The 26958-nt window shown below is 45.3% G+C and carries 29 protein-coding genes; 23 read left to right on the top strand and 6 right to left on the bottom strand.

The window, feature by feature from the left end:
- The first annotated feature begins 88 nt into the window (after positions 1–88).
- The 7 genes from thpD (at position 89) to BUC05_RS16080 (ending at position 6821) form a co-directional block, all read left to right on the top strand.
- Positions 89–1024 carry an ectoine hydroxylase gene (gene thpD / locus BUC05_RS16110; RefSeq protein WP_073305344.1) on the top strand — a complete coding sequence of 312 codons (936 nt, stop codon included), beginning with the start codon at positions 89–91 and terminating at the stop codon, positions 1022–1024.
- Entirely contained in the window at positions 1005–1238 is a 234-nt protein-coding gene (locus BUC05_RS16105) for a hypothetical protein (RefSeq protein ID WP_035203298.1), read from the top strand. The genes thpD and BUC05_RS16105 overlap by 20 nt, the downstream gene beginning before the upstream one ends.
- An 85-nt stretch (positions 1239–1323) precedes the next feature.
- Positions 1324–2853 (top strand): ABC transporter substrate-binding protein, encoded by a 1530-nt coding sequence (locus tag BUC05_RS16100; protein WP_073305342.1) that lies wholly within the window; start codon positions 1324–1326, stop codon positions 2851–2853.
- Between the two features lie 103 nt (positions 2854–2956).
- Positions 2957–3934 carry an ABC transporter substrate-binding protein gene (locus BUC05_RS16095; protein WP_035203294.1) on the top strand — a complete coding sequence of 326 codons (978 nt, stop codon included), beginning with the start codon at positions 2957–2959 and terminating at the stop codon, positions 3932–3934.
- A complete protein-coding gene (locus BUC05_RS16090) occupies positions 3924–4955 on the top strand; it encodes a FecCD family ABC transporter permease (RefSeq protein ID WP_170969630.1) in 1032 nt (343 codons plus the stop codon). The genes BUC05_RS16095 and BUC05_RS16090 overlap by 11 nt, the downstream gene beginning before the upstream one ends.
- Complete coding sequence (locus tag BUC05_RS16085; protein ID WP_073305340.1) at positions 4945–5970, top strand: FecCD family ABC transporter permease; 1026 nt, start codon at positions 4945–4947, stop codon at positions 5968–5970. The genes BUC05_RS16090 and BUC05_RS16085 overlap by 11 nt, the downstream gene beginning before the upstream one ends.
- 29 nt (positions 5971–5999) lie before the next feature.
- Positions 6000–6821: an alpha/beta hydrolase gene (locus tag BUC05_RS16080; RefSeq protein WP_011248322.1), complete on the top strand. Its 822-nt coding sequence runs from the start codon at positions 6000–6002 to the stop codon at positions 6819–6821.
- An 81-nt stretch (positions 6822–6902) separates the two neighbouring features.
- Here the strand turns inward: BUC05_RS16080 and BUC05_RS16075 are convergent, their stop codons facing one another.
- Entirely contained in the window at positions 6903–8201 is a 1299-nt protein-coding gene (locus BUC05_RS16075) for a Zn-dependent hydrolase (protein WP_011248321.1), read from the bottom strand.
- Positions 8202–8337: 136 nt separating this feature from the next.
- Here BUC05_RS16075 and BUC05_RS16070 point away from each other — a divergent pair, with 136 nt between their 5' ends.
- Together BUC05_RS16070 and blaOXA are read left to right on the top strand one after the other, a co-directional pair.
- Positions 8338–9024 (top strand): FHA domain-containing protein, encoded by a 687-nt coding sequence (locus tag BUC05_RS16070; protein ID WP_011248320.1) that lies wholly within the window; start codon positions 8338–8340, stop codon positions 9022–9024.
- Positions 9025–9142: 118 nt separating this feature from the next.
- Positions 9143–9955 (top strand): class D beta-lactamase, encoded by an 813-nt coding sequence (gene blaOXA, locus BUC05_RS16065; protein ID WP_041824819.1) that lies wholly within the window; start codon positions 9143–9145, stop codon positions 9953–9955.
- A gap of 113 nt (positions 9956–10068) precedes the next feature.
- Here the strand turns inward: blaOXA and BUC05_RS16060 are convergent, their stop codons facing one another.
- On the bottom strand, positions 10069–10899 hold the full coding sequence (locus BUC05_RS16060) for a nucleotidyltransferase domain-containing protein (protein WP_035203284.1): 831 nt from the start codon (positions 10897–10899) through the stop codon (positions 10069–10071).
- A 137-nt stretch (positions 10900–11036) separates the two neighbouring features.
- On the opposite strand from BUC05_RS16060, the gene BUC05_RS16055 reads away from it, so the two are divergent.
- On the top strand, positions 11037–12386 hold the full coding sequence (locus BUC05_RS16055; RefSeq protein WP_011248317.1) for a globin-coupled sensor protein: 1350 nt from the start codon (positions 11037–11039) through the stop codon (positions 12384–12386).
- A gap of 30 nt (positions 12387–12416) precedes the next feature.
- On the opposite strand, the gene BUC05_RS16050 is transcribed toward BUC05_RS16055, so the two are convergent.
- Together BUC05_RS16050 and BUC05_RS16045 are read right to left on the bottom strand one after the other, a co-directional pair.
- Positions 12417–13454: a LacI family DNA-binding transcriptional regulator gene (locus BUC05_RS16050; RefSeq protein WP_041824106.1), complete on the bottom strand. Its 1038-nt coding sequence runs from the start codon at positions 13452–13454 to the stop codon at positions 12417–12419.
- A 204-nt stretch (positions 13455–13658) separates the two neighbouring features.
- The gene (locus BUC05_RS16045) at positions 13659–14492 is read right to left on the bottom strand and encodes an aldo/keto reductase (RefSeq protein ID WP_011248315.1); all 834 of its coding nucleotides are present in this window, start codon (positions 14490–14492) and stop codon (positions 13659–13661) included.
- Positions 14493–14660: 168 nt separating this feature from the next.
- On the opposite strand from BUC05_RS16045, the gene BUC05_RS16040 reads away from it, so the two are divergent.
- The 10 genes from BUC05_RS16040 (at position 14661) to BUC05_RS15995 (ending at position 24324) form a co-directional block, all read left to right on the top strand.
- Positions 14661–15635 (top strand): iron-hydroxamate ABC transporter substrate-binding protein, encoded by a 975-nt coding sequence (locus BUC05_RS16040; protein WP_011248314.1) that lies wholly within the window; start codon positions 14661–14663, stop codon positions 15633–15635.
- A 129-nt stretch (positions 15636–15764) separates the two neighbouring features.
- The gene (locus tag BUC05_RS16035; protein ID WP_011248313.1) at positions 15765–16550 is read left to right on the top strand and encodes a helix-turn-helix transcriptional regulator; all 786 of its coding nucleotides are present in this window, start codon (positions 15765–15767) and stop codon (positions 16548–16550) included.
- A gap of 60 nt (positions 16551–16610) precedes the next feature.
- Entirely contained in the window at positions 16611–16973 is a 363-nt protein-coding gene (locus tag BUC05_RS16030; protein WP_011248312.1) for a nuclear transport factor 2 family protein, read from the top strand.
- Positions 16974–17132: 159 nt separating this feature from the next.
- On the top strand, positions 17133–18149 hold the full coding sequence (locus BUC05_RS16025; RefSeq protein WP_011248311.1) for a LacI family DNA-binding transcriptional regulator: 1017 nt from the start codon (positions 17133–17135) through the stop codon (positions 18147–18149).
- Between the two features lie 94 nt (positions 18150–18243).
- The gene (locus tag BUC05_RS16020; protein ID WP_011248310.1) at positions 18244–19224 is read left to right on the top strand and encodes a Gfo/Idh/MocA family protein; all 981 of its coding nucleotides are present in this window, start codon (positions 18244–18246) and stop codon (positions 19222–19224) included.
- 38 nt (positions 19225–19262) lie between these two features.
- Positions 19263–20486 carry an ABC transporter substrate-binding protein gene (locus BUC05_RS16015; RefSeq protein WP_073305338.1) on the top strand — a complete coding sequence of 408 codons (1224 nt, stop codon included), beginning with the start codon at positions 19263–19265 and terminating at the stop codon, positions 20484–20486.
- 20 nt (positions 20487–20506) lie between these two features.
- Positions 20507–21442, top strand: a complete 936-nt coding sequence (locus tag BUC05_RS16010) for a carbohydrate ABC transporter permease (RefSeq protein ID WP_073305336.1) — start codon at positions 20507–20509, stop codon at positions 21440–21442.
- On the top strand, positions 21439–22272 hold the full coding sequence (locus tag BUC05_RS16005; RefSeq protein WP_035203265.1) for a carbohydrate ABC transporter permease: 834 nt from the start codon (positions 21439–21441) through the stop codon (positions 22270–22272). Before BUC05_RS16010 ends, BUC05_RS16005 begins: the two co-directional genes overlap by 4 nt.
- Positions 22273–22291: 19 nt before the next feature.
- Complete coding sequence (locus BUC05_RS16000; RefSeq protein WP_063609227.1) at positions 22292–23254, top strand: sugar phosphate isomerase/epimerase family protein; 963 nt, start codon at positions 22292–22294, stop codon at positions 23252–23254.
- A 146-nt stretch (positions 23255–23400) separates the two neighbouring features.
- Entirely contained in the window at positions 23401–24324 is a 924-nt protein-coding gene (locus BUC05_RS15995; protein WP_063609228.1) for an AEC family transporter, read from the top strand.
- A 27-nt stretch (positions 24325–24351) separates the two neighbouring features.
- Here the strand turns inward: BUC05_RS15995 and BUC05_RS15990 are convergent, their stop codons facing one another.
- Together BUC05_RS15990 and BUC05_RS15985 are read right to left on the bottom strand one after the other, a co-directional pair.
- Positions 24352–24591: a hypothetical protein gene (locus tag BUC05_RS15990; RefSeq protein WP_035203257.1), complete on the bottom strand. Its 240-nt coding sequence runs from the start codon at positions 24589–24591 to the stop codon at positions 24352–24354.
- 102 nt (positions 24592–24693) lie between these two features.
- On the bottom strand, positions 24694–25308 hold the full coding sequence (locus tag BUC05_RS15985) for a helix-turn-helix transcriptional regulator (RefSeq protein WP_073305333.1): 615 nt from the start codon (positions 25306–25308) through the stop codon (positions 24694–24696).
- 203 nt (positions 25309–25511) lie between these two features.
- Here BUC05_RS15985 and BUC05_RS15980 point away from each other — a divergent pair, with 203 nt between their 5' ends.
- The 3 genes from BUC05_RS15980 to BUC05_RS15975 all read left to right on the top strand — a co-directional run bounded on the left by BUC05_RS15980 (position 25512) and on the right by BUC05_RS15975 (position 26922).
- A complete protein-coding gene (locus BUC05_RS15980) occupies positions 25512–25892 on the top strand; it encodes a VOC family protein (RefSeq protein WP_073305331.1) in 381 nt (126 codons plus the stop codon).
- Between the two features lie 55 nt (positions 25893–25947).
- The gene (locus BUC05_RS21560; protein WP_167369584.1) at positions 25948–26124 is read left to right on the top strand and encodes a hypothetical protein; all 177 of its coding nucleotides are present in this window, start codon (positions 25948–25950) and stop codon (positions 26122–26124) included.
- Between the two features lie 288 nt (positions 26125–26412).
- Positions 26413–26922 carry a DoxX family protein gene (locus tag BUC05_RS15975; RefSeq protein ID WP_073305329.1) on the top strand — a complete coding sequence of 170 codons (510 nt, stop codon included), beginning with the start codon at positions 26413–26415 and terminating at the stop codon, positions 26920–26922.
- Positions 26923–26958 lie beyond the last annotated feature (36 nt).

The raw sequence follows: 26958 nt of genomic DNA, 5'->3' as shown, positions 1-26958 counted from the left end.
AATAATTGCCCTATGAGGGTTAAGAAATAGGAGGCAACGAATAAAGCAAGCGTTGCTCAGAAACAACACTATTTAGGAGGTTTTCATTATGCAAGAAAAGGTAGATCTCTATCCTTCACGCGTTAAGGAGACCGCAACCATTATGGAAAGAAAAGACCCAATCGTTTATTCAAGGGAAAAAGGGCCGCTTGATCGTGAGGAATTGGCTTTTTATGAGGCAAATGGGTATGTAATGTTAGAACGGCTTTTTCAAGAAGACGAAGTGCAAGTCATGGCTAATCAATTGGATGAAGTGATGAAACAGAACCAAGAGCGGGACAGTGATGAAGTCATCAAAGAGCCTGATAGCAATGAAATTCGCTCTGTGTTTGAAGTCCACAAAGACAACGGCTTTTTTGAAATGTTGTCTAAACATGAGCGCATTGTGGCCATTGCAGAACAACTCCTAGGCAGCCAAGTGTACATCAACCAATCGCGCATTAATTTTAAACCTGGTTTTAAGGGCAAAGAGTTTTTCTGGCATTCTGATTTTGAAACGTGGCATGTGGAAGATGGGATGCCAAAGATGCGGGCTGTCAGCTGCTCGATTATACTTACGGATAACTATGAATTTAACGGACCGCTAATGCTAATCCCAGGCTCACATAAATGGTATGTTTCTTGTGCGGGCACAACGCCGGACAACCATTACAAATCATCGTTAAAGCAACAAGTTGCAGGAACGCCAGACCATACAAGTTTGCAATGGCTGACTGAACAAGCGGGCGGACGGATTGACCGTGCTACTGGCCCAGCCGGATCGGTGCTATTTTTTGAGTGCAATACGATGCATGGCTCCAATGCCAACCTTTCTCCTTACCCACGCAGCAACGTCTTTTTCGTATTTAACTCAATTGAGAACCAGTTGCAGGCACCTTACTCCGGAAAACAACCAAGGCCTGAATTTTTAGCCAACCGCGACAGCATAACCCCGATTCAACCTGTGAAAGATAGCATTGCCCAACATGCCCATGCAACTAAATGAAGGACAGATCTGGATTGAAAGTAACCGTAGCAATATGAAAGTGGTGGCAATCAAAAACGGGACGAGCGGCTTTATGACGTTTCCAATTACAAACCAGCCACTTTTGTGCCTGCTTGCTGGAGTACACGGATGGCCAGGGGAAAAAACAGCGTTAACAGCCCATAGTAGAATCAAAACACGAACAGTGCATGAGCCTGTTCGTGTTTTATTGTAATTAGAATGAGAAGGGGGACGCGCATTCGTCAGGAAATATGCTATATTTATTGATAATGATTATCAATTAATTGAGGTGTGTGCGAGTGAGAGATTGGAAAGAAGCGCTGATCCGTTTGGAAAAAACGACAACAAGCACTGTCTCTCTGGTTCATAGCATGGCATACGCGGACACGTATATGCTTTGCTTTGTCCAGTCCGGTTCTTTGGCGGTCCAGGTAAACGATACAAAGGCATCGCTGTCCCCCTACCATTTTTATCTTTTAAAACCTGGGGATGCCTACCATTTTCCAGGCGAAGGCGCGGAAATCGCCCTCTTTTGTTTCCGTATGTATGAACCGAGAGAGAATGGGGAGTTGCTGCAAGCGACAAATTGGCATTTTCCAAGACGAAAAGGATGTGCAAATGAGAAAACGGCAGATCTTGCAGCTGCTCTTTTGAGAAAAAACAAATATGCGTTTTTCTGGAATCAAGTCCAATTTCCAGACTTGTTATACCGCTGTCTGGAAGAAGGCAGCAATATCTCGATGAGCGGAATTGAATTGGCAAAGCAATATATTGAAGAAAATCCCCATGCCCGTATTAGCTTAAAAACGTTGGCGGGATTATCAGGCCTCCATCCGTCGTATTTAAGCGAAAAGTTTGCGCAACAAACGGGCAAAAGCGTGTCACAATATGCAGCGGAAGTCAAATTAACGGAAGCAAAACGGCTTATTCAAACAACGACGTTGCCCCTTAAAGACATTGCACATCGGATCGGCTATGACGATGAATTTTATTTTAGCAGGAAGTTTAAAAAGGAGGTTGGCCTTTCGCCTAGCCAGTATAGAGAGAAGAAAATGCGGAAACTGGCCGCCTACGATCTTGATTCGCTAGGTGATTTGCTTGCTTTGCGGCAAATTCCATTTGCTGCGCCGATGCACCCGAAATGGACAAAGCACTATTATGAGCTGTACCAGCACGAGGTTCCAGTCCATTTGAGCGCTTACCGGGCGAATCATGATTGGCAAGCAAATATGGAAAGGCTGATCGATTGGAAACCGGATGTTTTATTTGCGAAAAGGAAACTCCATGAAGAAGAACGGAATGCCTTTACTGTCTCCATCCCTACTTTTATAGACCTTAGCAACGCTGGAAGTTGGAAAGACCAGTTTATCCTCGTCGCCGAAGCCTTACATGAACAGAATGAAGCACAGCGGTTTCTTAGCCATTATGAAGAAACAGCAGTCGCTTGCAAACAATCGATTGAAAAAGAAAACACGGCCAGTCCAGTCATTTTGCGGATTGCAGGCGAAGGGATTTATTTATATACAAACCCAGGCATTTCAAGTTTGTTTCATGACGTTGGTTTTGAAGGCTGGCAGCAGTCGGCAGCACCGTTGTCTTTGCTTGAGCTTAAAGAATTGGCGCCGAGATGGTTGTGGGTGCTTTGCCTCCATGACAGCCAAACAAAGGCTTTTTATGAACATGTCCGGCAAAGTGAAGAATGGAACGGGCTGCCTGCTGTAAGAACCGGCCAAGTCAAACATTTGCCTTCTGATTTGTGGTTCGAATACTCTGCCTTTGCCCAGTGGCGCAAGCTTCTTTTTCTCCGCTCCCAACTTCAGTCCATGTAATTGCTGAAAAAATTCCATGTGCATATACAAGTTGTCCCCCTATACTAACCAATAGTGATAATCGTTCTCATTTAATTGACGATAAAGAAAGGGGTTATAAACAATGGAAAAAGGGTGGTTAGGGGCACTTGCCTTGGCGAGTATAGCTGCATTAACAGCATGTGGTTCTGGAGCAGAGGGCAGTGGTCCAGCTAATGAAGGAACGACAGAGAACAGTGGGGAACAACAGGGCAATGGCGAGCAGACGCTCTCGTACCTTGGCCAAGACTATGTGCTGCCGGAAAACGTCGAGCGCATTGTTGTAACGGGAGCGATGGAAGCTATGGAAGATGCTCTTGTTCTCGATGTAGAGCCAATTGGCGCTATGACCATTGGCGGTGCGTTTCCTGACATGTTTGCGCCGATTACGGGGCAAACAGAACCAATCGGGGAAAAGACGGAGCCAGATGTAGAAAAAATTTTGGCGCTCGACCCAGATGTCATCTTGGCTTCAACGAAATTCCCTCCTGAAGTCATTGAAGAGCTTGAAAAAATAGCGCCCACTGTGCAAATTTCACACATTGCAACAGACTGGGAAGACAATCTTCGCTTTTTAGCGGAGCTAACAGGCAAACAAGAGGTGGCAGAGGAATCGATTGCCGCTTACTACGAGGAACTGGAAGAGGCGAAGGCAGTAATTGGCGATTCGTTAAAGGATCAAACGGTTTTAGCCGTCCGTGTGCGAAATAACGATCTTTATATTTATCCGCATACCGTATTTGTCAATCCAATTCTTTATGAAGACTTAGGTATTGAGGCGCCGGAAGTCACACAAGCTGCCGAAGCACAACAATTGATTTCAACCGAGCAACTTGCCGAAATCAATCCCGATTATTTGTTTATTCAAGATGCAGCACAAGAGAACTCAGAAGATGAAGGGGATTTGCTTGAACAACTGCAGGATGACCCAATTTTGCAAAATGTCCCTGCCCTTGCTGAAGGACGGACATTTGTGAATGTTGTGGACCCATTGTCTGAAGGAGGTCCGTCTTGGAGCAGGATCGAGTTTTTAAACGAGGCTGTTGATCTCCTTGTCGATTAACGGCGACGCCTTCCGACCAGCAAGGCGAAACGCAATAGTTCTCGCCATTGGGTTTGTCGTTCTCATAGCAGCGATCGGATGGTGTTCACTTGCCATTGGCGCGAAGTCAATGGAGTGGCGCACGGTCATACAAGCGCTGTTTCAGTTTGACCCTGGCAATACGGACCATCAAGTAGTATGGCGTACGCGCTTGCCACGCTTTGCCGGAGCAGCACTCATTGGCGCCAGCCTCGCGGTCTCAGGGGCGTTGATGCAAGGCATTACGCGGAACTATTTAGCTTCCCCGTCCATTATGGGGGTAACTGATGGTTCGCTGTTTATGATTACGGTCTTAATGGTATGGCTTCCGGGGGCGTCGGGGCTCGAAATGATCTTGTTTTCCCTAGTTGGCTCTGCTGTAGGAGCAGGGGCAGTTTTTGGGGTTGCCTCGCTCTTGCCACATGGTTTTTCCCCTGTCCGGCTTGCGATTTTAGGAACGATTATGGGGACGTTTTTAGGAGGAGTCGCCCAAGCGATTGCTGTCTATTTCCAAGTCTCTCAAAACGTGAGCTTTTGGTATAGCGCCAGGCTTCATCAAATGGAACCATCTTTACTGGTGTTGGCGCTCCCATTCTGTGTCGTAGGCACCCTATTAGCGCTGTCTTTGGCGCGGCAAATTACAGCGCTTGCTTTAGGCGATGAAGTATCGGCGGGTATCGGACAGCGCACTCGCTTGATTAAACGTTTAGCGTTTTTAGCCGTTGTCATTTTAACCGGCATATCGGTTGCCTTGGCAGGGAAAATTGCTTTTGTAGGCCTAGCCATTCCCCATATTGCCCGGTTTCTATTTGGGTATGATTACAGAAAAATCATTCCTGCATCTGCCGTATTAGGAGCGATGTTTTTGCCTCTTTGTGATGTAGCGAGCCGCCTCGTCCATTTTCCGTTTGAAACGCCTGTTGGCATAATGACATCTTTCGTTGGCGTGCCTTTTCTCTTGTACTTAATTAAAACCAAAGGAGGGAAAAGGCATGCCCTCTGATCGAAAGCGCTTTGGATTGTTTCTAGTTGGGGCAGCTACACTGCTCATCGTCGCCGTCTATCTTCATTTAACGAGTGGGTCATATGAATTAACGCTTACGGAAACGTTCAAGACGTTATTTCGGCTTGAAGAAAATACGCGCTTCGACCTTGTTGTCTTTGAATTCCGCTTGCCTCGCATTGTGATTGGGGCGGTTGTCGGATTTGGGCTTGGCCTTGCAGGGGCAATTTTGCAAGGCATCACGCGAAATCCATTGGCTGACCCCGGCATTATAGGCATTAATGCCGGGGCAGGGGCGGCTGTTGTTTGTTTTATGTTCTTCTTTCAAGGGCAGCTGTCTACTGTCAATTGGCTAAGCGTGCTGGCAATGCCAGTATTTGCCTGGTGTGGCGGTTTGCTTGCCATCGTTTTTATTCTCGCATTTGCAATGGAAAAGGGCCGGCTCGATCCGCAAACATTTATATTGACAGGCATCGCCGTTTCGGCTGGATTTGGAGCGCTCACGCTGTTTTTCTCACTTAAAATGAATCCTAGAGATTACGAAGCGGCTGCTGTTTGGTTGGCAGGCAGCGTCTATAGCGCCAATTGGAAACATGTCGTCACAGTGCTGCCGTGGATTTTTTTATTGACGCCTGCTGCCTTTTATAAGGCTAGAGTTCTCGACGTACTTGGCTTAGCTGATACAAGTATAAAAGGGCTTGGTGTTGATTTAGCAAAAGAGCGCCGTCTCCTGATTTTGCTAAGTGTTGGCCTTGTGAGCGCATGTGTATCCGTGGCCGGAAGCATGACCTTTGTTGGTTTGCTTGCCCCTCACATAGCAAGGAGGCTTGTAGGGATCCACCATCGTTTTCTTTTGCCGTCTAGTGGACTTATTGGAATGGGGATCGTCGTCGCTGCTGATTGGCTAGCGAAAACGATGTTTTCCCCAGCACAGCTCCCGGTCGGCATTGTCATTTCGATAATCGGCGTCCCTTATTTTGTATTTCTATTGTTCCAAACACAAAAAGCTAAATAAATCGATGCACGGCAAAGGAGGTTGGTGACATGCTAAGCAATGCTGGGGCATACGTATTGCCTCATAGCGATAAGTGGGTTTTAAAAGCAAATGGCAGCGAACACGTCCTATTTGTATCGGTGCCATCAGAACAGGCACCTGAAGGTGGATTCCCTGTGTTGTATTTGCTCGATGGCAATGCAGTATTTGCCTCGATGACAGAGGCGCTTCGCCTCATGACACGGCCGCCACATGGTTTTTCTCCCGCGGCTGTTGTCGCCATTGGTTATGACACCGATGGACCGTTTTGTAAGGAAAGGCGCTTTTTTGATTATACCGTTTCTGCTACACAAGAAGAGGTTGGCACAAGCAAACATGGCGAACCTTGGCCACCATCAGGCGGGGTAGACGTTTTCCTTTCTATGTTGGAAGAACAGGTAATGCCTGAGCTAGAGCGAAAATATCCCCTTGATCCAACAAAACGAGCATTTTTCGGGCATTCACTCGGCGGGCTTTGCGTTCTTCATACATTATTTACGAGAAACCACTTGTTTGACACGTATATAGCAGGAAGTCCGTCGGTTTGGTGGAAAAACCGCTATATTCAAGACGTGGCAGCCGCGTATTTAGCGGGAAAACACGATGCTGCAGCGCCCATGAAAAAGCTACTGCTTAGTGTAGGAGAAAAAGAAAAATCCCATATGGTCGAAGATGCGATCGCTCTCCATGCACGTTTAACAAGGAATGCATCCAACATTCAATCCACTTTTTTCTCTGTACCAGAAGCGGGACATATGAGTGTATTGCCTACACTGATCGGAGAAGCGATTCGTTTCTTTTTAGCTAATGGCACGGAGTCTGAACATTTATAAGGCAACCGCCAGTAAGCTCAATAAACTTACTGGCGATTCAAGTGCTTGGCTCCCAATTTATCTCCTATTTGTTTTTCTGTTTTAGTTGATAGAGGTCAACAATTGGGCAAGTACGTCCTTTAATACGGCTGTGCCTTTTACACAGTCATCAAGTGAGGTAAACTCCTCTGGACAATGGCTTCTGCCGTCAACGCTCGGTACAAAAATCATGCCTGTATGGGGGACATGGCGGCCGATAATCATCGCATCATGCCCAGCACCGCTAGGGAGAGTCATCGTAGGCAAGCCTAGTTTTTCCCCACTTGTTTTAATCGTCTCTTGAATAAAAGCAGAAATGGGAACAGGGGCAATATCAGTTAATACTTGATAAGAAAAGTCCAGTCCACGTTTGGCAGCAATCTCCAACCCGGCCGCTTGAATGGCTTCCACTAAGCGGTTGCGTTGTGTGAGCTCAATGTCGCGAATGTCAACGGTAAGTGTTGCTTCACCGCTAATAACATTCGGCGTATTCGGATATACCGTTTGTTGGCCAACGGTAGCAACAGCCGTTTGGCTAAACTGGGCAGGGAGGCTTTCAATCGCGACCAGCCATTCCGCTCCAGCGACAGCTGCGTCCTTGCGCATGCCCATCGGCGTATTCCCGGCGTGGTCGCTTTCACCTTTAAATGTGCCCTGAAGCCATAGCGGGCCCGCAATCCCGCTAACGACACCAATCGGAATATTTGCTTTTTCTAACCGTTTGCCTTGCTCGATATGCAATTCGATGAAGGCATAAAAGTCTTTGTGCTGACGATGGGCTTTTGCTAGTTTGTGTGGGTCAAACCCTTGATTTTTTAAGGCATCTACTAACGTCACGCCATCTTTGTCAGCGTAGCGCTCAAGATCAGCCTCAGTAAATTCGCCCATCATCACTTGTGAGCCATAAATGCCAGTTGGAAATCGAGATCCTTCCTCGTTCACAAAAATAATCCATTCCAACGGGCGAGGAAATGACTTGCCGTCTTCTAGAAGCGATTCAATTGCACATAGGGAAGCGACCGCGCCGAGAGCGCCATCGAACGCTCCGCCATTGACAACGGTATCAATATGAGAACCTGTCGCTACGGCTCCTAGATCAGGCTGTGTTCCTTCGAGCCGGCCAATAAGGTTTCCAACCTCGTCCTCTCGCATTGTCAGCCCAATGCGTGTCCCCCATTGCGTCAGCAGGCGTTTTGCGTGTGCTTCTTCGTTGGTATAAGCAAGCCTCGTCACCCCTCCTGTTTTCGTACGGCCAATTTGCGATAGGGCGGTGAGGCGGGCTGCAAGTTTGTTCGGCTGGATGCCATTGAGCGCCTTTGTTTGGCTGGCATCATCGTTGAATTGTTGGCGGATAAAACTCATATTATGCTCCTTTTTCATATAAATGGTTGTCTCCCTTGTCTCCCTTATTATACACGGCCAAAGCTCGTTGTCTTTCTAAATAAGTGGAAGTCGATTATGATAAGGAAAGAGTGATCGTAAAAAAGGAGGAAAAGGGATGCAGAAAACCGCCATCCAAATCATTAAAGGGCAAGGTTTTCCAAGCGGCGAGCAGCTTTTTGTTCGCGGAGGTCGAATGCTCATTGGCCGGGCAGGCCCTTCTGTCGATATTGGCTTTGCTGATCCTTATATTTCACGCAAGCATGCTTTAATAGAAGAAAAAGATGGCGATTATACAATAACAGACTTGAATAGCAAGCATGGCGTCGAAGTGAATCGGTTGTCAATACCAGCAGGCAAGCCTTTTCCCCTACACCATAGTGATTCGATCACATTGGCAAAAGGGGTAGTGGAGCTGACATTTTTGCATGGAAGCGAACAACGCCAAGAACAAACGCGAGAATTAGATGCCGTCATTGACCATCGTTTAGTTGTACACAAGACGAAGCGGCAAGTCATTGTCGATGGCAAGCGCTTAGCATTGAGCGGCAAACATATTGAATTGCTGTTTTGCCTATATGATCATCGCAACCGCGCCGTCAGTTATGAAGAATTGAAAGCCAATGTTTGGCCTGAGCGTTTGGCCGTACAAGGAGGAACGGTGCCTGATGTTGAGAAGGAAGAAGTGAATGCACTCGTTTATCGACTTAGGAAAAAGCTAGGCGCATACAGCAGCATGATTGTGACAATACCAAGGTACGGCTATATGCTGGATTTAGGGGAAGGTCGCTCAAAGAAAGGTTGAATCGGACATCTCAAGATTCTGAACATTATTAGGGAAACGTCAGGAAAGCATCATCTTCATGCCATGTTAAAAGAAGTGGCTTTTTGCTATGCTCGAGGAAGAAGATGAGGTGAAAGCAATGAAGAAGGCAATAATGGCAGCGAGTGTTTTAGGTTTAGCTGGTGTAGTAGCGTTTATAGGCGAAGGTGTTCCAGCAGATGAACCAACATTTGCAAAAGAGATTCCGAAACTAGAGGAGATTGAAGCGGAGGAATATTTTTCTGGCCATGATGGCACTTTTGTTCTTCACGATTTACAGCAGGACCGTACATTTGTGTACAACCACGAGAGAGCAGAAAAAGCATTTCCGCCACAGTCGACTTTTACAGTCGCAAATGCCCTAATTGGCTTGGAAACGGGGGCAGTGGAAGATGAATACGATATAAAGTACTGGGACGGCATTGAAAGAGAGCTCGACGTCTGGAATAAGGATCACACACTTGGATCTGGATTGAGGCATTCTGTCGTTTGGTATTACCAAGCGCTTGCCAGGGATATTGGCGAAGAACAAATGCAAAAATGGCTTGATGCCATTTCTTACGGCAATCGCGATATCACGGGTGGCATTGACCAATTTTGGCTAAGCAGTTCACTTGAGATTACTCCTCTTGAGCAAGCTGACTTTATCCACAATTTATACTACGAAGTACTTCCATTTTCAAAAGATGCAATGAAAACAGTAAAACGTATGATGATGGAGGAGGAAGGCGACCATTTTACCCTTTATGGGAAAACGGGGCAAGGGCCAGACGTTGGCTGGTATGTCGGTTTTATTGAATCTAGCAATGGCACGTATGCGTTTGTGACAAACTTAGATGGCACAAGTGCGCACGCGAAAGAAATTACGTTAAGTTTGTTAGAAGAATTTCACTTAATGGATAGGCCATCATAAATAGAGCAGACAGAGCTCTATCCGAGGTTGTCGACTAGGTTGACAACCTCTTTATGCTTATCGCAGGAAATCGAGCATTGTCAGACATACACGATCCGCCTTCTATCAACGTCTTAAAGGCTTTTTACTTCTTCCAGCAGTGCCTTTAGTTGGGCAATGGCTTGCTGGCAGCAGGAAGCATGACTAGAAAGAAGAGTGATTGCTTCATCAATCCGTTCTGTGTAGTGAAGCGGCTTACGTGGAAAGGATGAAATCATCATGACGGCTTTCTTCTCATTAATGCAATATCGTTCATTTTTAGCGAAGAGGACTTGATTTAAACAGGCTATCGCTCGGTAGCCGTGCCCCATCAAGTATGATAAATCGTTTTTATCAACATTGGCTTCCATCAACATGAGGGAAAATGAAGCTTCAAACGTGAAAAACTGGATAAGCGCCTGTTTCATTTTTATTGGATATGGCTCAGTCAACGCTTTTAATTGTGCGAGTTTTCCGAAAGGATCAGTTTGAATACGGGAGATCGCCAGTTCACCCATATACATAGCATTGGCATAGCCGTGTGGATGTCCCGTTTGGTAATGCATCGTGACGGCTCCGTTACGGCAATCGGCAATGGCTTGTTCGACCCGTGTGATGTCACGTAATATTAGATCCACGTGATAGCTATTAATAACAAGCCAGGCACCAGCATTCACCCACTCTCCCCACTCCCCAATAGCGGTAACGACACGCTCCTCTTCGTTACAATCTTGTAAAGCCCGGACAGACCGGTCAAGCTGTTCGGTCGTAAATCCTTGGCTGAGATCATAATAGATGCCGATATCGATGTCAGAATTGGCGCTGTGGGTGCCTCGCGCGCGAGAACCACCAAGAACGGTGCCAACAATTCCGGGCACAGCTTTTAGTTGTTCGCCTACTTTGGCAACGAGTTCGTTTGGATCCATGGCTTATGTGCTCCTTTCGCTAAAGGTTTTGCAAACAAAACAAGCATACACGATAAGCAATCATTCATCAAAGCTAAACGGAAAAAACTGGCTGCCGATAAAAAAGAAAAGTGTGCAAATAAGAAGGGGGCAGACTGTTGTTTTTAAGAAAAGCAAACAAACAGGAGAACGAGCAAGTGAAAAGGGAGCCAGAACCTATTAAAATCGAACTGGATGAAAGTGACTGCCAAAAACAAATTGGGTTTATCGATTTACATGCAAGTGATCTCGAATATATACATCTCTTGTATCCACTTGTAAACGAACATATTGCACCGATTACTGAAGCCTTTTACGAGAAATTGCTTGAACAGCCCCATTTACGGCAGTTAGTAACGACTCATAGCAGCATTGACGCGTTAAAACAAACATTAAAGCAGCATATTTTAGAAATGTTTGAAGGAAAGGTGGATGCCGCTTTTTTTGCTAAGCGTAAACGGATCGCACAAACCCATGTTCGAATTGGCCTTAAAACCAAGTGGTACATCGGCGCTTTTCACAACTTGCAACTAGAACTACAGCGGATGATCGTCAAACACTTCAAAAGTGGCAATGAACAATTTCTTGCTTTTTGCGCAGTTGGGAAGTTTATCAACTTTGAACAACAGCTCGTTTTAGAAGCGTATGAAGAGGAAGAACGGCGGATCCGGTTAAAATTTGAGAAACACAAAGATACGTATATCGGGCAAGTCCGCCACGCTCTCCAAAACATTGAGCATTTAATCGGTAAAATGGAACAATCTGTCCAAAAAGCAGCTGTCCAATCCCAATCAATTGAAACATTAACGGACGAAGGCAAATTTCATTCCGCGCGCTCATTAGATGCTTCCAAAAGTGGCCAGCTGCAAGTGGACAGGCAGAGCGGCCATATGGACCACATCCAAGCATGTATAAAACAAATTGAAGCTAGCATGAATGAATTGACGACGTTATCTACACAATTTGAGGAAGTTGTTGCGATTGTTAAGCAAATCGCAGACCAAACGACACTATTGTCTCTAAATGCGAGCATTGAGGCGGCACAAGCGGGAGACTACGGAAGAGGGTTTGCCGTGGTAGCAGACCAAGTCCGCAAATTGGCAATAAAAACCAAAGACTCAAGTGGCCACGTAGCCAGTTTAGTTTCAGACGTCCATGCCCAAAGAAAGCTTGTTGAACATTCGATTTCGGAAGTTGTCCAAGCTGTTGAACAAGGAATCTCTAGTATGGAAACGATGGAGACATGCTTCGAACAGATTCTCCATTTTGGGCAAACAAATGAAGCCCACTTTGGCGAAATTCAAAGCAATGTTAGCCAATTGCATGTATCGATAGCTGAACAAATGAAAGCGGTTGTCTCATCAGCTGCAGCTGCGATCGAACAATTGGCAGCTCAGACTGCAAATTATGAGCAATCGATCGAGAAAAAGACAGAAGACGAGATCACGACTTTATCAGGGCATTCCTGAATAGTCTTAAAAACCCTTTAAAGAGCGTGTTTAATCCATCGTTTTAGTGGATGAGGGCATCTGGACGGAGTGCCTTTTGATGAGTTCATGTCGGATGATGCGTCCTGAACTTGCTTGCCCGGTTGCGATTGAATCAAACAGCAAGTTAGCAGCCGTTTTGCCCATGCTAAAAAAATGTTGCGAAACGGTTGTTAAAGGAGGAACGGCCATTTTTGCGAGCTTGGTGCCATCAAAGCCGATAACAGAAAGATCTTCCGGAATGCGAAGCCCTTTTGCAGTAGCGGCGGACATGGCACCGATCGCGAGTTCATCGCTTGCCGAAAAGATAGCTGTCAAATTCGGATGATCGGTGTAAAGCCGTTGAAAGGCTTTCTGCCCATCTTCAAAATAGAACCCTTTGTCCCAGGCAACTTTCGTAGGCACATAAGCAATTCCCGCTTCCTTGAGCGCCCGTTTGTAACCGGCCATTCGTGGCGCTCCAGCCAACAAATCAGACGGGTTTCCGCTAATCATACCGATCTCTGTATGGCCTTGCTGAATGAAATAACAGACCGCATCATAAGCTGCCGTTTCATTGTCGACTTGGACAGCTGGTATCGTTGGGTCTTCCGAATAAGCAGATACGGTGACAACAGGCACGCCCATTTTGCGGACGATTGCCACATATTCCAATGTTAGCAGTTGGCTTGCAAATAAAATGCCGTCTACTTGTTTTTCTTGCAACAACTTTAAGTATTCTTTTGTTTTATGGCCGCTAGAGGCTGTATTGCAAATGACAATGCTTTTCCCTCTCGCATGTGCAGCTTCCTCTATTCCTTGAAGAATTTCAGCGCTGACAAGTCCTGATATTTCTGGAAACAAAACGCCAATCGTATTGCTTTGCTTATTAATGAGGCCGCGGGCAATCGCATTTGGGGAATAACCCATTTCTTCGATTGTTTTTAGCACATGTTGTTTTGTTTTTATAGAATAGCCAATTCCGTTGTTTAATACGCGGGAAACAGTGGCAATCGAAACGCCTGCTTCTTTGGCTACATCTTTAATGGTTGGTTTGTTCAATCGCGTCATTCCCCCTAAAACACACTTTCCTAAGTTTAGTATGGGAGCGTTATAATAAATAGTCAAGCGCTTTCATGAAGCAACACGAGTACATTTACTGTACTCGTGTTAGCCTGTGGACAAGGGTATGCTCGGCATTTGCCTCGATCATATGCTTGCTTATGAAACTACGTGTATTCGTTACGTCCCGCTCTACCATTTTTTGTCTAATCGTTAAAATTCTTCATATTCGGCAGGATCCTGGTTTTGAATGCGGCCGTCGGCTTTTGTTAATTTGTTTATTTGCTCCATTTCTTCCGTGCTTAGGGAAAAATCGAAAATCGCTATGTTTTCAAGTTGGCGTTCAGGTGAAGCCGATTTTGGCAACGGAATTGCCCCAAGCTGTACGTGCCAGCGCAATATAATTTGTGAGACGCTTTTTCTGTGCGTAGCCGCAATCTGTTTAATCACTTTGTCTTGCAAAACGCTGCTAGCGCGGCCGAGAGGGCTCCATGATTCGGTAACAATATGATGATTGTTATCCCAAACACGTTGGCTTTCCTGAGAAAAATAAGGGTGAAGTTCAATTTGGTTAATGCTTGGCATGACGCCTGTTTCCCGTTCTAATCGCTCTAAATGCTCTGGCAAAAAGTTACATACTCCAATTGAGCGAATAAGCCCCCATTTTTGGGCATCGATTAATGCTTGCCATGCTTCTACATATAAGTCGGTTTTTGGGTTTGGCCAATGGATCAAGTATAGGTCATAATAGTCCAATCTTGCGCGCAACAAAGATTCTTGAATGGTCACGATCGCTTGCGCATATGCTTGTCGCCGCCCTGGTAGCTTTGAAGTGACGCGCAACTGTGCCCTTGGGACAGAACTACGCCGAATCGCTTCTCCGACAGCTCCCTCATTCTCGTAGTTGAAGGCAGAATCTAGCAGACGATAGCCAATATCAATCGCGCTCACCATTGCATTGACGCCTGCTGCTCCATTCAACGCATACGTGCCAAAGCCAATAGCTGGCAACTGCAGCCCATCTTTCAGTGTGACAGTGGGAATCATCTGAAACACTCCTTGTCTTTTTTCAATAGTCTAACATTGAACGTTTATCAACGTCTAACCAAAGGTTGTTTGCGACTTCAATTGCTGTTGACGCTTTGCTTTGCTGCTGCTATAGTGTTGGTGATAATGATTTTCATTTGCAAATAAACATATGGAGGTACTTGGTTCATGAAGGTTCCTGTTATTTTCAGTTCTTTCCTTGCAACTGTACTTTTGCTTGGAGGCTGTGGTACAAGTTCAAATGAAGGCGAGGAGCCTAGCGATAATCAAAACGACGCAACTACGAGTGGAGAGACGCGGGCGTTTACGGCTCCTAATGGGGAAGAAATAAACATACCTGAAAATCCAGAAAGAATTGTCACTGATTTTTATGCTGGCGAGTTTTTAGCCGTTGGTGCGAATGTGGTCGGGGCAGGTTCTTGGAGTTTTTCGAACCCGTTTATTGAAGAAGAGCTTAAAAATATAAAGGATGTGGGTGATCCGATTCATACAGAAGAGGTTCTTGCGCTTGAACCTGACTTAATTGTTGTGATGGACGAAGAACAATACGAGAAGCTTTCTCAAATTGCGCCAACCGTAGTCATTCCATACAATACGGCTAAAAATGTTGAAGAATCGTTGCAACTGTTTGGCGAACTAGCAAATGCCGAAGCAGAAGCGGCTCAATTTCTCGACAGTTTTAATGAAGAGGCGGAAGCGGCTCGAGCTCGCGTACAGGAAGTAGTCGAAGACGATGCGACATTTGGCATTTATGAATTGACGGACAAAGGCGATTTCTGGGTATTCAATGACAACGCCGGCCGTGGCGGGCAAGTCATTTACAATGCGCTTGGTTTAAAGGCGCCGAAAGCGATTGACGAAGAAGTAATCAAAACAGGGGAAATGAAACAATTGTCTACGGAAGTCATTCCTGATTACGCAGCTGATTACATGTTTATTACCGACTACCATCCTGAAGGGGACAGCAAGCTTCCTGAGATGGAGTCTTCCCCTATCTGGCAAGGGCTTGAGGCAGTCAAAAACAATCGTGTGTTTATAAATGATTTCGATACATTTTATCCGTATGACCCGATTTCTGTCCGTGGCCAAATCGATTTAATTGCTGACATGATTGTAGAGCGTGCTGAAAATAACAGCCAGTAGAAACGGGACAAATTAGCGATCTCGCTGTTCCATTTCGGTGGAACAGCTTCTTCCGTTTTCATCTACCGGGGCTTGATTTGCCAGCAACTCTCTGCCAAGGTACAATGGTAGAAAAAGAGGTGTGAACCGTTGTCAGCTCCTACGCCGGAAATCATCGAGGCTGTTTCGTTTATCCAGCGAAACCTCCATGAATCGCTTCGCTTAAACGTGATCGCCAAACATGTCGGATATAGTCCGTATCATTTTGTCCGAAAATTCAAAAATGAAATCGGGATTTCGCCGCTTTATTATGTCTCTGCCCTTCGTTTAGATAAAGCGAAACGTCTGCTCGTCCATACAAATTTAGGAGTTCGCGACATCGGTTTAGAAATTGGCCAGCAAAGCCTTGGCACGTTTACGACCCGCTTTACTGAACGAGTAGGGGTGAGCCCTGGCCGTTTCCGTGAATCATTAGCAAGTGCGGAAGGACATTTACAAGCTTTGCAAAGGCTGCAAAAGTGGCACGCGACACGAGCGGCTGCCCCTCCGATAAATAGCGTAAGCGGGACTGTTACAGCCGGTTCGCCGTTTTCAGGTGTTGTGTTAGTCGGCTTATTCTCAAAACCGATCCCTGAAGGGTTGCCACGTTACGGTACGTTGCTCTCTGGCAGCGACGATTTTTGCTTTGTGAATGTTGCCCCTGGGACGTATTATTTGCTGGCAACAGCCGTTTCATGGGGGATGGAAGGCAAAGACTTTCTACTCCCGCAGCAAACATTGCGCGGCCGCCTAAAGACAGCGATTGTCATGCGGCCATTTGCCGCAGTAGAGGGGATTCGCCTACAACTTCACCCTCCTAAACAGGATGATCCGCCAATCTTGATTTCCTTGCCATTATTGATGAACCATTTTCTTCTTAAACAGCGCAATTGGTGAGAAACGGCTGTTTGTTCCATTTGGTAAGATGAGTGTAACTTGATTTAAGGAGGCAATGACTTGAAAACAGAACAAACACAGTTTACGCAATTGTATGCAGATTTAAATGAGGCATTCGCCAAAGGGGACGTTGATTTTATTCTTAGCCATGCGGCCGAAGACATCCGGTGGGAAATGGTAGGTGACTCCGTTATTGAGGGGAAGCAGGAGGTCGCCAAAAGGCTGGAATCAGTAGTAGGGGTTGTGAGCGAAGAATACACGACAAAACGGATCATTGCTTCTGGCCGTACTGCAGCCATCGAAGGAACGATGCTGTGCCCAGATAAAACAGGAACGAAAAGGAAAGCGGCGTTTTGTGACCTATATACACTCAATGAAAAAGGAAAGATTACGGATTTAACGGCTTATTTCTTTTTTTTATAAAAGAAGATCGTTTCCGAGAACAACGCCTGGTTACGCCAGGCTGTTACGCCAGGCGTTGATTGTGTCATAAAATTTTATGCTTGTTTTTTAAAACGTTTACATGTATGATTTTAATAATCTTACAATTGACTTACGATAATCAAAACGAAGAGGGAAGAAATGAAAGTCACAGCAAAAGAAATATCGAAACAACTAGGCGTTTCAATTGCTACAGTAGATAGAGTTCTGAACAATCGCGCCAATGTCAGTGAAAAAATGCGCAAGCGCGTATTGGAAAAAGCGGAGGAAATGGGCTATGTTCCTAACCGGATGGCCAGCATCCTCTCACGAAAAGTAACCTTTCATGTCGCTGTCGTTTACAAAGAATATCCGGCTTACTTTTGGGAGCAAATCGAGACAGGCATTGGCCAAGCTGAATTAGAACTGCGGGACTACGGCGTCACAGTCCATCGTTTTCGCCTCCCGGTTGAAGCATTTACGGAATCACCTGAACGGATTCAAGAAATATTGGCAGATGACACCATTGATGCTGTTGCAATAGCTGCCCTTGGCGATGCGATTTCCCCGTATTTAAAAGCGAGTAAAAAGCCTATTTGTACGTTTAATGTGGACGCACAAAACAGTGGGCGGTTATTTTATGTTGGCTGCGATTATTACTCGTCAGGAAGGTTAGCTGCTGAATTAGTGGCGAAGCTGGTTCCAGCGCAAGGAAAGGTTGGCGTGCTGCTAGGCGGAAATCATGATTACCAAGCGCGGGAAAAACTACAAGGTTTTCGTGAAGGCCTAGAGGAATTTAGGCTGGAGCTGTGTAAGGCGGTTCGCCTTGGAGAAAGTGACTTGCCCTTCCAGCCAGGACAGCAATGGCAGAAAGAAATGGCTGGTTTGGATGGGTTGTATGTAGCTACAGCAGAGTTAGGGAATGTGGCCGAGTTTTTTTCAAAATACCCTAAGCATCAAGTGGCAGCATTGGTTGGCCACGATATGAATGATTTGATCTATAAGCATCTTCGTACGCAAATGATTGCCGCAACGATTACTCAAGACCCAGTCAGCCAAGGATACCTAGCAATCAAAAAATTGTTTTCTTTGATGGTGCTCGAGGACGAAGACGCTAAACAATCAACGATTACGAAACTGGAAATTGTCATGAAAAACAATGCCTCGTACTATACTTAATCATTGGGTTGTGATATTCCAATGATTAAGTTGTTTCTTTACTTTGTTTTGATTATCGATAATCAATTGACTGAAAAATGGAGGTTGAGGGAACATGTTAAAAGCGATTCAAGTTGGAGTAGGGGGGTTTGGACTTTCTTGGTTTGAACTGCTCCAATCTTACCAGCAAGCAGAGGTAGTAGCCATTGTCGATCCACTCGAGACGAATGTGCAAGCGGCATTGAAACGGGCAAATCGCAGTGTTTTATCATTTGACAGTCTAGCAGAAGCAATCGAGAAAGTAGAAGCCGACTTTGTGTTAATTGTGACGCCACCAACTACTCATGCCGATTTGGCGAAGACAGCCATCAAAGCGAAGCTTCATGTCATGATGGAAAAACCATTGACAGATACGCTCGAGGAAGGAAAAGCATTACTGGCATTTACGAACGCACACGCGCAAAAAGTAATGGTTAGCCAAAATTATCGCTACCACCCGCAAATCCAGACGATTAAAGAGCTACTCGATCAACAGGTGATTGGAAAGGTGGAGTATGGGGATTACTATTTTAACCGCGCCACTCGTTTTGGCGGCTGGAGGGACGAATATGCTGATATTCTTTTGCAAGACATGGCGATCCACCATTTTGACATTCTCCGTTTTCTGCTAGAAAAAGAGGCGGTTGAAGTGACAGCAGCAAGCTTCCGCCCATCATGGAGCTGGTTTAAAGGCATGCCTAATGCCCATGTTGAGATCCTGTTTGAAGAGGAAGTGCGAATAAGCTATACCGGTAGATGGGCTGGAAAGGGGCGTAAAACCCCTTGGAATGGAGAATTGCGTCTCGTAGGTGAAAAAGGGGCAATTGAACTAGTCGACGACCGCGTTTACGTGTATAAAGCAGAAGAAGATGAACCAACGGAGATTCAACTTAAAACGAGTTTGTTGCCAGACCGACTATTGTCGCTTGATGCATTTGTTGCCGCTATTCACCATGATACAGTCCCACCTACGTCAATTGAAGATAATGTGAAAAGCCTCGAATTGACGTGGGCAGCGATTGAAGCGGCAAAGTCAGGAAAGAAATGGACTTGTTGAAAACGGCTTGATACTCGTTAAACAGGGAGTGTTTCTTTATGAAAAAAGCATTTGCGTTCATGCTGGCATGTTCACTGGCGCTTGGCGTTGCCGCCTGTAACGAAACAGCCTCGAAGGAGCAAACGACTTTGTCATGGTGGGATACATATGGCAGGGATGGCACAGAAAAATCAGTCATCGATGCCATTGCCAAATATGAGGAAGCCCATCCTGATGTCAAGATTGAACGCGTGTCTGTCCCTTTTTCAGAAATGCAACGGAAGCTTCTCTTGGCGATGGTTGGCGGGGAACTTCCAGATATTATGATCGTAGATAATCCGAACCATCAAGCGCTTTCAGCTGCTGGGGCAACAGCTGATCTGACAGAATTGGTTGAGCAATGGGGAGAAGCAGACCAGTATTTTGAAGGCCCGTGGGAATCAACGATGTACCAAGGACGGAATTTTGGCATTCCATTTGGAAGCAACAATTTAGCCCTTTTTTACAACAACGACTTGCTAGAAGAAGCGGGAGTCAAACCGCCTAAGACATGGGATGAGTTGAAGGAGGCTGTTCCTCATCTGGCAGGTACGACGGACGGTTACCCATTTTCTGTAGCTGCTGTTCGCAGCGAGGAAGGCGCCTTTCAATTTCTCCCTTTTTTATGGCAGGCAGGCGGGGATTTGCACCAGTTGGATAGCGAGGCAACGAGAGAGGCACTTGCGCTTTGGAAAGAGTTTATTGATAGCGGTTACATGTCCCGTGAAGTTCTATCGCTCAATCAGCAGGATATTGCCTTGCAATTTGTAAATGGGAATACAGCGATGATGGTAAATGGGACTTGGCAAGTGGAGCAATTTCGCGATTCGCTTGAATTTGATTGGGGCGTAGTCCCTCTCCCAGCGGCTGAGGCACAGGCAACCGTCATTGGCGGCGAAAATTTTGCGATTGGCAGTTCTTCAGAGCATATTCAAGAAGCGTGGGATGTGATCATGTTTATGCAAGAAGAAGAGGTGCTCATGCAAATGGTAAAAGACAAACATTACTTGCCTGCGAGAAAAGACTTAATCGAAGACCCCTATTGGCAAGAAGACGAAATGTATGAGCCGTTTGCTGAAAGCATGGAATTTGCCAGAGCAAGGGCATATGGCGAACAGTACCCAGCCATTTCCAACGAAGTACAGAACATGATTCAAGCAGCGCTGTCTGGATCAATCCCTATTGATGAAGCGATTCAGGAAACAGCCAGTGAAGTGAACGCCTTGTTTGAGAAAAACCAATAATAAGCTTAGGGGGAAAGCGAATGGAGTCGCCACTTTCAGCCGTAAAACGGCCGCGTTCGTTCAAACCGAAGAAAAGGCTGCAAAACGATATAGTAGGAAAGTATATGTTTGTGTTGCCTGGGCTGCTTTTTTTAGCTGTCTTTATGTTGTTCCCAATCGGCTACAATGTATATTTGACGTTTCATAATGTAACCGTATTCAACATTATGTCTGGCTACGAGTTTACTTGGTTTGACAATTACAAGGCTGTTTTAACGGACGCGGTGTTCTTGCAATCCATGAAGAACTCGGTTGTGTTTACAACATTATGTTTGCTATTCCAGTTTGTCATCGGGCTTGCCTTGGCGTTATTTTTTAATAAAACATTTCCAGGCCGTGGCCTATTTCGGGCGCTCCTTTTAATGGCCTGGATGATTCCACTTGTGATTACTGGTACGCTGTTTCAATGGATGTTCGCCGGCGAATATGGGGTCATCAACCATTTTCTATTATGGGCAAACATTATCGAAGAGCCTATTTATTGGGTGTCGAATGAGCAAACGGCCCTTTATAGCACGATTATTGCTAACATTTGGATTGGCATTCCCTTTAACATGGTCATCTTGCTGGCAGGACTCCAATCGCTGCCAACGGACATTTACGAAGCAGCCCGAGTAGATGGGGCTTCTAAATGGCAGCAGTTTTTTGCGATTACATTGCCTTTGCTAAAACCGACGTTGTTCATTTTGGTCATGCTCGGCATCATTTACACATTTAAAGTGTTTGACATCATTTTGATTATGACCAAAGGCGGGCCGCTGTACGCTTCAACTGTCATGCCGTTTTATGCCTATGAACAAGCGTTTATTAACTACAACTTCAGTATCGGCGCTACCATTACCACCGTGATGCTTGCCTTGTTGATTGTTGTTTCGCTTATCTATTTACGGATTGCTCGTAAGGAGGATGCAGCATGAAAAAGCGGTTTGTGGAAAGTCAGTATGTAGCCAGTTTAGTTGGGCTTATTTCAACGATGCTGTTTTTGTTTCCTGTTTATTGGATGTTTGTTACGTCCATTAAACCAATGTCAGCGATTTTCGCAATTCCCCCACAACTCATTCCACGGGAGGCGACTACGGATGCCTATATGGACAATATTTTAAGCAACCCAGAGATTGTCCGTTTTTTTCTCAATAGTGTCGTGATTGCACTGGGCACATTGGTTTTAACATTAGCGCTTGCTGCTCCTGTTGCTTACGGATTGGCAAGGCTCGACATTAAGGGGAAAGGAGCGATGATTGGCGTCATGCTTGTAGCGCAAATGCTGCCGAGCATCATGCTGGCACTGCCCTTTTTCTTGCTGTTTTCTCATTTGGGGTTGTTAAATCATGTTATCGCCTTGATTTTGGCCAATACAACAACGGCGCTGCCGTTTGCCGTCCTTGTATTGCGTCCATTTTTTATGTCCATTCCCCAAGGGTTAGAAGAAGCAGCAGCCATTGACGGAAGCAATCGTTTTTTAACGTTTGTACGGATTATTTTGCCATTGGCAAAGCCAGGGCTGCTAACAGTCGGTGCCTTTGCCTTTTTATTTGCCTGGGGTGACTTGCTATACGCCCTTATTTTGACAACCGATGAAAGCATTCGGCCGCTTACAGTCTACTTGTATACGTTTGTTGGCCAGCATGGAACGAATTGGAACAGTTTAATGGCAGTTTCATTCGTGGCCATTATTCCGATTATCTTAATTTTTATTGCTTTTCAAAAGCATATTGTCGATGGTATTGCATCTGGTTCAATGAAATAAATAATGGGAGGAACGAATGATGAGGCTTGGTGTATTTGCTGTTTTATACGGAGAAAAGCCGTTGGCAGAAATGTTGGATCACATAAAAGACAAGGGCCTTAATACAGTTGAAATCGCCACAGGCGGTTATGTTGGTGATGCCCATTGCCAACCAGAGGTGCTTTTAACAGATGAAAATAAGCTTGCCGCGTTTAAAGCTGCTTTTGACGAGCGTGGTATAACCATTAGCGCCCTTAGTTGCCATGGCAATGGGCTACATCCTAATCCGCAGGTGAGCAACGCGCATGACCGTGTGTTTGAGCAAACTGTACAATTGGCTGCAAGGCTAGGTGTGGAGACTGTTGTGACCTTCTCTGGTTGTCCAGGCGAGTCGGAACAGTCTCGCTATCCTGTTTGGAATACGTGCCCATGGCCACATGATTTTTCGGAAATGCTTAAATGGCAATGGGAGGAAAAAGTCCTCCCTTACTGGCGCCAAAAGCATCGCTATGTAAAAGAACATGGTGTGCGGGTTGCCATCGAGCCACATCCTGGTTTTGTCGTATATAACAATGAGACATTGTTGCGGCTACGCAGGGAATGCGGGAAGCAAATCGGCGCCAATTTTGACCCGAGCCATTACTTTTGGCAAGGCATGGATCCCGCCCTTTGTATTCGTGAACTTGGAGAGGCCATCTATCATTTTCATGCGAAAGACACGAAAATCGAGGCAGTAAACGCAAGCCGCAACGGCGTTCTTGATATGAAGCCGTACCGCGATATCGCGAATCGGTCCTGGATTTTTCGGACTGTCGGTTATGGCCATCATGAAGAAGTTTGGCGAGAAATAATTAGTGCCCTTCAGCTCATTGGCTACAAGGGAGCCATTAGCATTGAGCATGAGGACGGGCTCATGACAAACGAAGAAGGCTTGACGAAGGCGATCGCGTTTTTACAAACGGCGATTATTCGTAATGATGCGGGCGAGATGTGGTGGGCTTAAAGGAAAAACGAGTACGCGTCAAAGCAAGCAAAAAGAGGTGATAATAAAATTGAATCAATAAGCTTCCAATAAACCACACACTAGCACCACGCTGATAGCGCTATAATGAGGAAGGAATGTTTTGAATTAAAAAGGAGTTATCAGCAATGGGGTACATGAGTCTTGTATTTATGAACGTTGTCCTTCCAATTCTTATTTTAATGGCAATAGGCGCTTTGTTTCAGCGGCGTTTTCACTTTCAATTAACGCCAATTTCGAAACTCTTGACGTCTTGTTTTATGCCAGCTGCTGTGTTTTTGAACATTTATGAAGCACAGTTTGACATGCAGTTATTAGCGCAGCTTGTTTTTTATTTGCTCGTGTTCACAGGAAGCACGATGGCGCTTGGGCAGCTTTTAGCGAAAGTCCTAAAATTAAAACGCGGGGAAGGAGCGGCATTAAAAAACAGCATCTCGTTGATGAATTCCGGCAATTACGGGCTGCCTGTTAGCCAACTTATTTTTAGTGCAAACCCGTTGGGCGTGTCTGTACAAATTATTGTCCTTGTTTTTCAAAACTTGCTTACATATACATATGGGCTTTACAATTTGTTATCGGCGACTAAGTCGATCGTTGACATTGGCAAGTCGCTTGTAAAGCTTCCAATTGTGCATGCGCTGTTAGCAGGAATCGTTTTTCAAGCTTTTGCTTGGCCGATTCCAGGATTTGTACTCGTTCCACTTGAGCAATTGGCCAATGGATTTGTAGCGTTGGCACTGTTTTTGTTAGGTGCTCAACTTGCAGGCATACGTTTACGTTCTTTCCATCGTGCAATCGCCTGGAGTTTGCTTGGAAGGCTCGTCGCCGGTCCCGCCTTTGCTTTGCTGTTCATCTTTACCCTTGGCATTGAGGGTGTTGTAGCCCAATCCTTGTTTATTGCAAGCTCGTTTCCTACTTCAAGAAATACGGCGACACTGGCGCTTGAGCACGAGGTAGAGCCTGAGCTCCATGCCCAAATCGTTCTTTATTCAACGCTGCTCAGTTGTGTAACAGCTACAGCAGTCATTCATTTGGCGAGCGTCTTATTTTAATGGCAGGAGGCTACTATCTGTCGGCGTTTATCCAACGGTCTCTGTTTCGGTTACCTTGATGTCGAGAAGATAGTAGCCTTCTGTACCGCGAAGCAACGTGCATAAAGCTTCCAGTTTTGCAACGGCTTCAGTAGGAGTTAAGGCTTTGTTATCATTTAGGCGAATGCTTGTCGAATGTTCTCGGTGATGATCTCTACTTGCTTGTTTGCTTGACTCGCCTTCCCCCGCCTTGTTTCTAGCCGACTCATGTGATGGTTCGTTTGACATAAACATCCTCACCCTTCGATTTGATTGTCCGCTACTTTCAATCTGCAGCGGGAAAGACTAGCAAATGCTATCGTAATAGGCGAAACATTACACCTCTTTTTTCTATTTTCTTCTTCCTTTTTCCTCTTTTTCCATCCATTTCTTTAAAAGTTGTTTTGCCTCTTTACGCCGATGAAGACCAATTTTGCTATAAATGTTACTGATATAGTTTCTTACAGTCCCTTCATGAATCGCCATTTCGTGGGCGATTTTTTTGTTAGGGTAGTCAGCCACTATGTAAGCGATTACTTTTCTTTCCATGCGGGAGAAGTGGACACGGGCCAAATGAGTCGATTCCTCTTCCAATAAATAGGTATCATAAATGGACTTGCCTTGCAAGATTTTTGCTACTTTTTCCATTAATTGTTGAAAGTTGGTGCTTGTCGATAGAAATCCGTTGACATCATAATTCCTACAAACTTTGATGTACTCGTATGTCGCCCTATCTGCGAGCACAAGCACCGGCAAATGGGGATTGCTAGCGCGCAGTTGTTTAATAAAGGCGATACTGTCTGGCTGTTCTCCATAGACGATGGCGATATCTACGGAAAAATTGGCAAGACACGTTTCTATCTCATGAGCTGTGTGGACAACGCACAGCTGACTGTCGGTTACTGCAATACGGTAACGGAACATGTCGGCAAGCAAGCCTTTTCTTGAAATAAATAATAGGTTCATCGCCTCATCATGACTATATATCAACCCTTTCCCTTCGTGCTCACACCTCTACCGTAATGTGACGACCTGTACAATTCCTAAACATTCCACAAAGCCTTATGGACTATGTATAGAAATTGTATAGATCAAAACAGTATTGTTAACCAAAAGAGTATTAAACGAACGAGTGTGTCGGTTTTAGGAGAAGCGAGGCGGATTAGGCAATGACGGTGCAGATCATACCAGTATTTAAAGTTACGAATTTGGCTAAGAGCAAAGAGTTTTATACAAAACGGCTCGGGTTTACAGCAAACGATATTGCAGCTGATTGCGTAGCGGTCCAAAAAAAAGATGCGATCTTCCATCTAATGGAGAGATCAGGAAGTCAAAACGCCCATTGCCGTCTATTTGTAGAAGACATTGGCGAGTTTTTTACGGAAAGAGAGACTTCATTAGAGGAATGGAAGGTACTTGGGAAATTGTGGTTAAGTGCAAATGGCCAACTTATTTTAGCAATCAAAGATACGGATGGAAATACAATTGAATTGATTGAGGGCAACCAAAAACAGTTGGATCTGGTACCTCACCTAAATGCGTATGAATAAATTGTTCCTTTTCTCATAAGCTAAATCCAGCTTAGAAAGAAAAGAGGGTAAAATTATGGGCAACAAGGACAAAAAGCGCAATAACCAATTTAAAGAGAACAGCAATCATGGCGCACACCGCAATGGCCGGTTAAGCCAAATCAAAAACCATCATGCAACTGGCGGCGAACCAAATGAATATTTGAACAGAAAAGCGGATGAGGAAGAGCATGGCCCAAACACAATCAATTAATAAAAGACGCCCTATGCAAGTGCGTCTTTTTTGTTTTTCGCTAAAAGGAGGGAATAGACATGGCAAATCGGTAACAGGAAACCATTCCTGGCTAGATCGTATTTTCAGCAATAATAAATAGTCGTCAAAAAAGTGGCAAATGGAGGCAGCGGCGTGCTGTTGTTAACCAAGGCAAATTATGGCGATTTCTTGAATTAGTTTGTGAAATGTTGAACAAATGAAAGTAGTTGTGTATAGTGGAGGTAGAAAGACATGTGAAAACATTCACAAATAAAAGGGGGAAATTATATGTTACATTTTTTACAAAAGACAAAAGCCGCGGCTGTATGTTTGCTTGCTGTGCGACTATATTTAGGATGGATGTGGGTTACTTCTGGCTTTGGCAAAGTGACAGGCGGATTCGATGCTTCCGGGTTCCTAGAAGCCGCAGTTGCCAATCCTGTTATGAAAGGGGAGGGACTTGCTTTTCCACTCTACCATGCATTTTTGGAAAATGTGGCCTTGCCGAATGCCGGGTTGTTTAGCTTTTTCGTTATGTGGGGGGAAATCTTCGTTGGGATTGGCTTGATCGTTGGTTTGCTTACACGAAGCGCTGCGTTCTTTGGAAGTACGATGAATATGTCCTTTTTGCTAGCGGGCACCGTTTCTAATAACCCGATCATGCTCATTCTCTCCATTTTCATTCTTATTAGCAAAAACAATGCAGGAACGATCGGTTTAGACCGTTATGCAGCTCCGTTAATGGGACAATGGCCGTTATTACAAGGAAAACCGAAAAGAAAAGCAAAGAGCGCCTGACCTGATGCCTAAATAAATAGGGTCAACGCTTGTGCG

This window comes from Shouchella rhizosphaerae (assembly GCF_900142675.1).
GTDB lineage: Bacteria > Bacillota > Bacilli > Bacillales > Bacillaceae_D > Shouchella > Shouchella rhizosphaerae.
The sequence above is the reverse complement of the archived record's forward strand: the minus strand, read 5'-3'. Positions and strand labels throughout refer to the sequence as shown.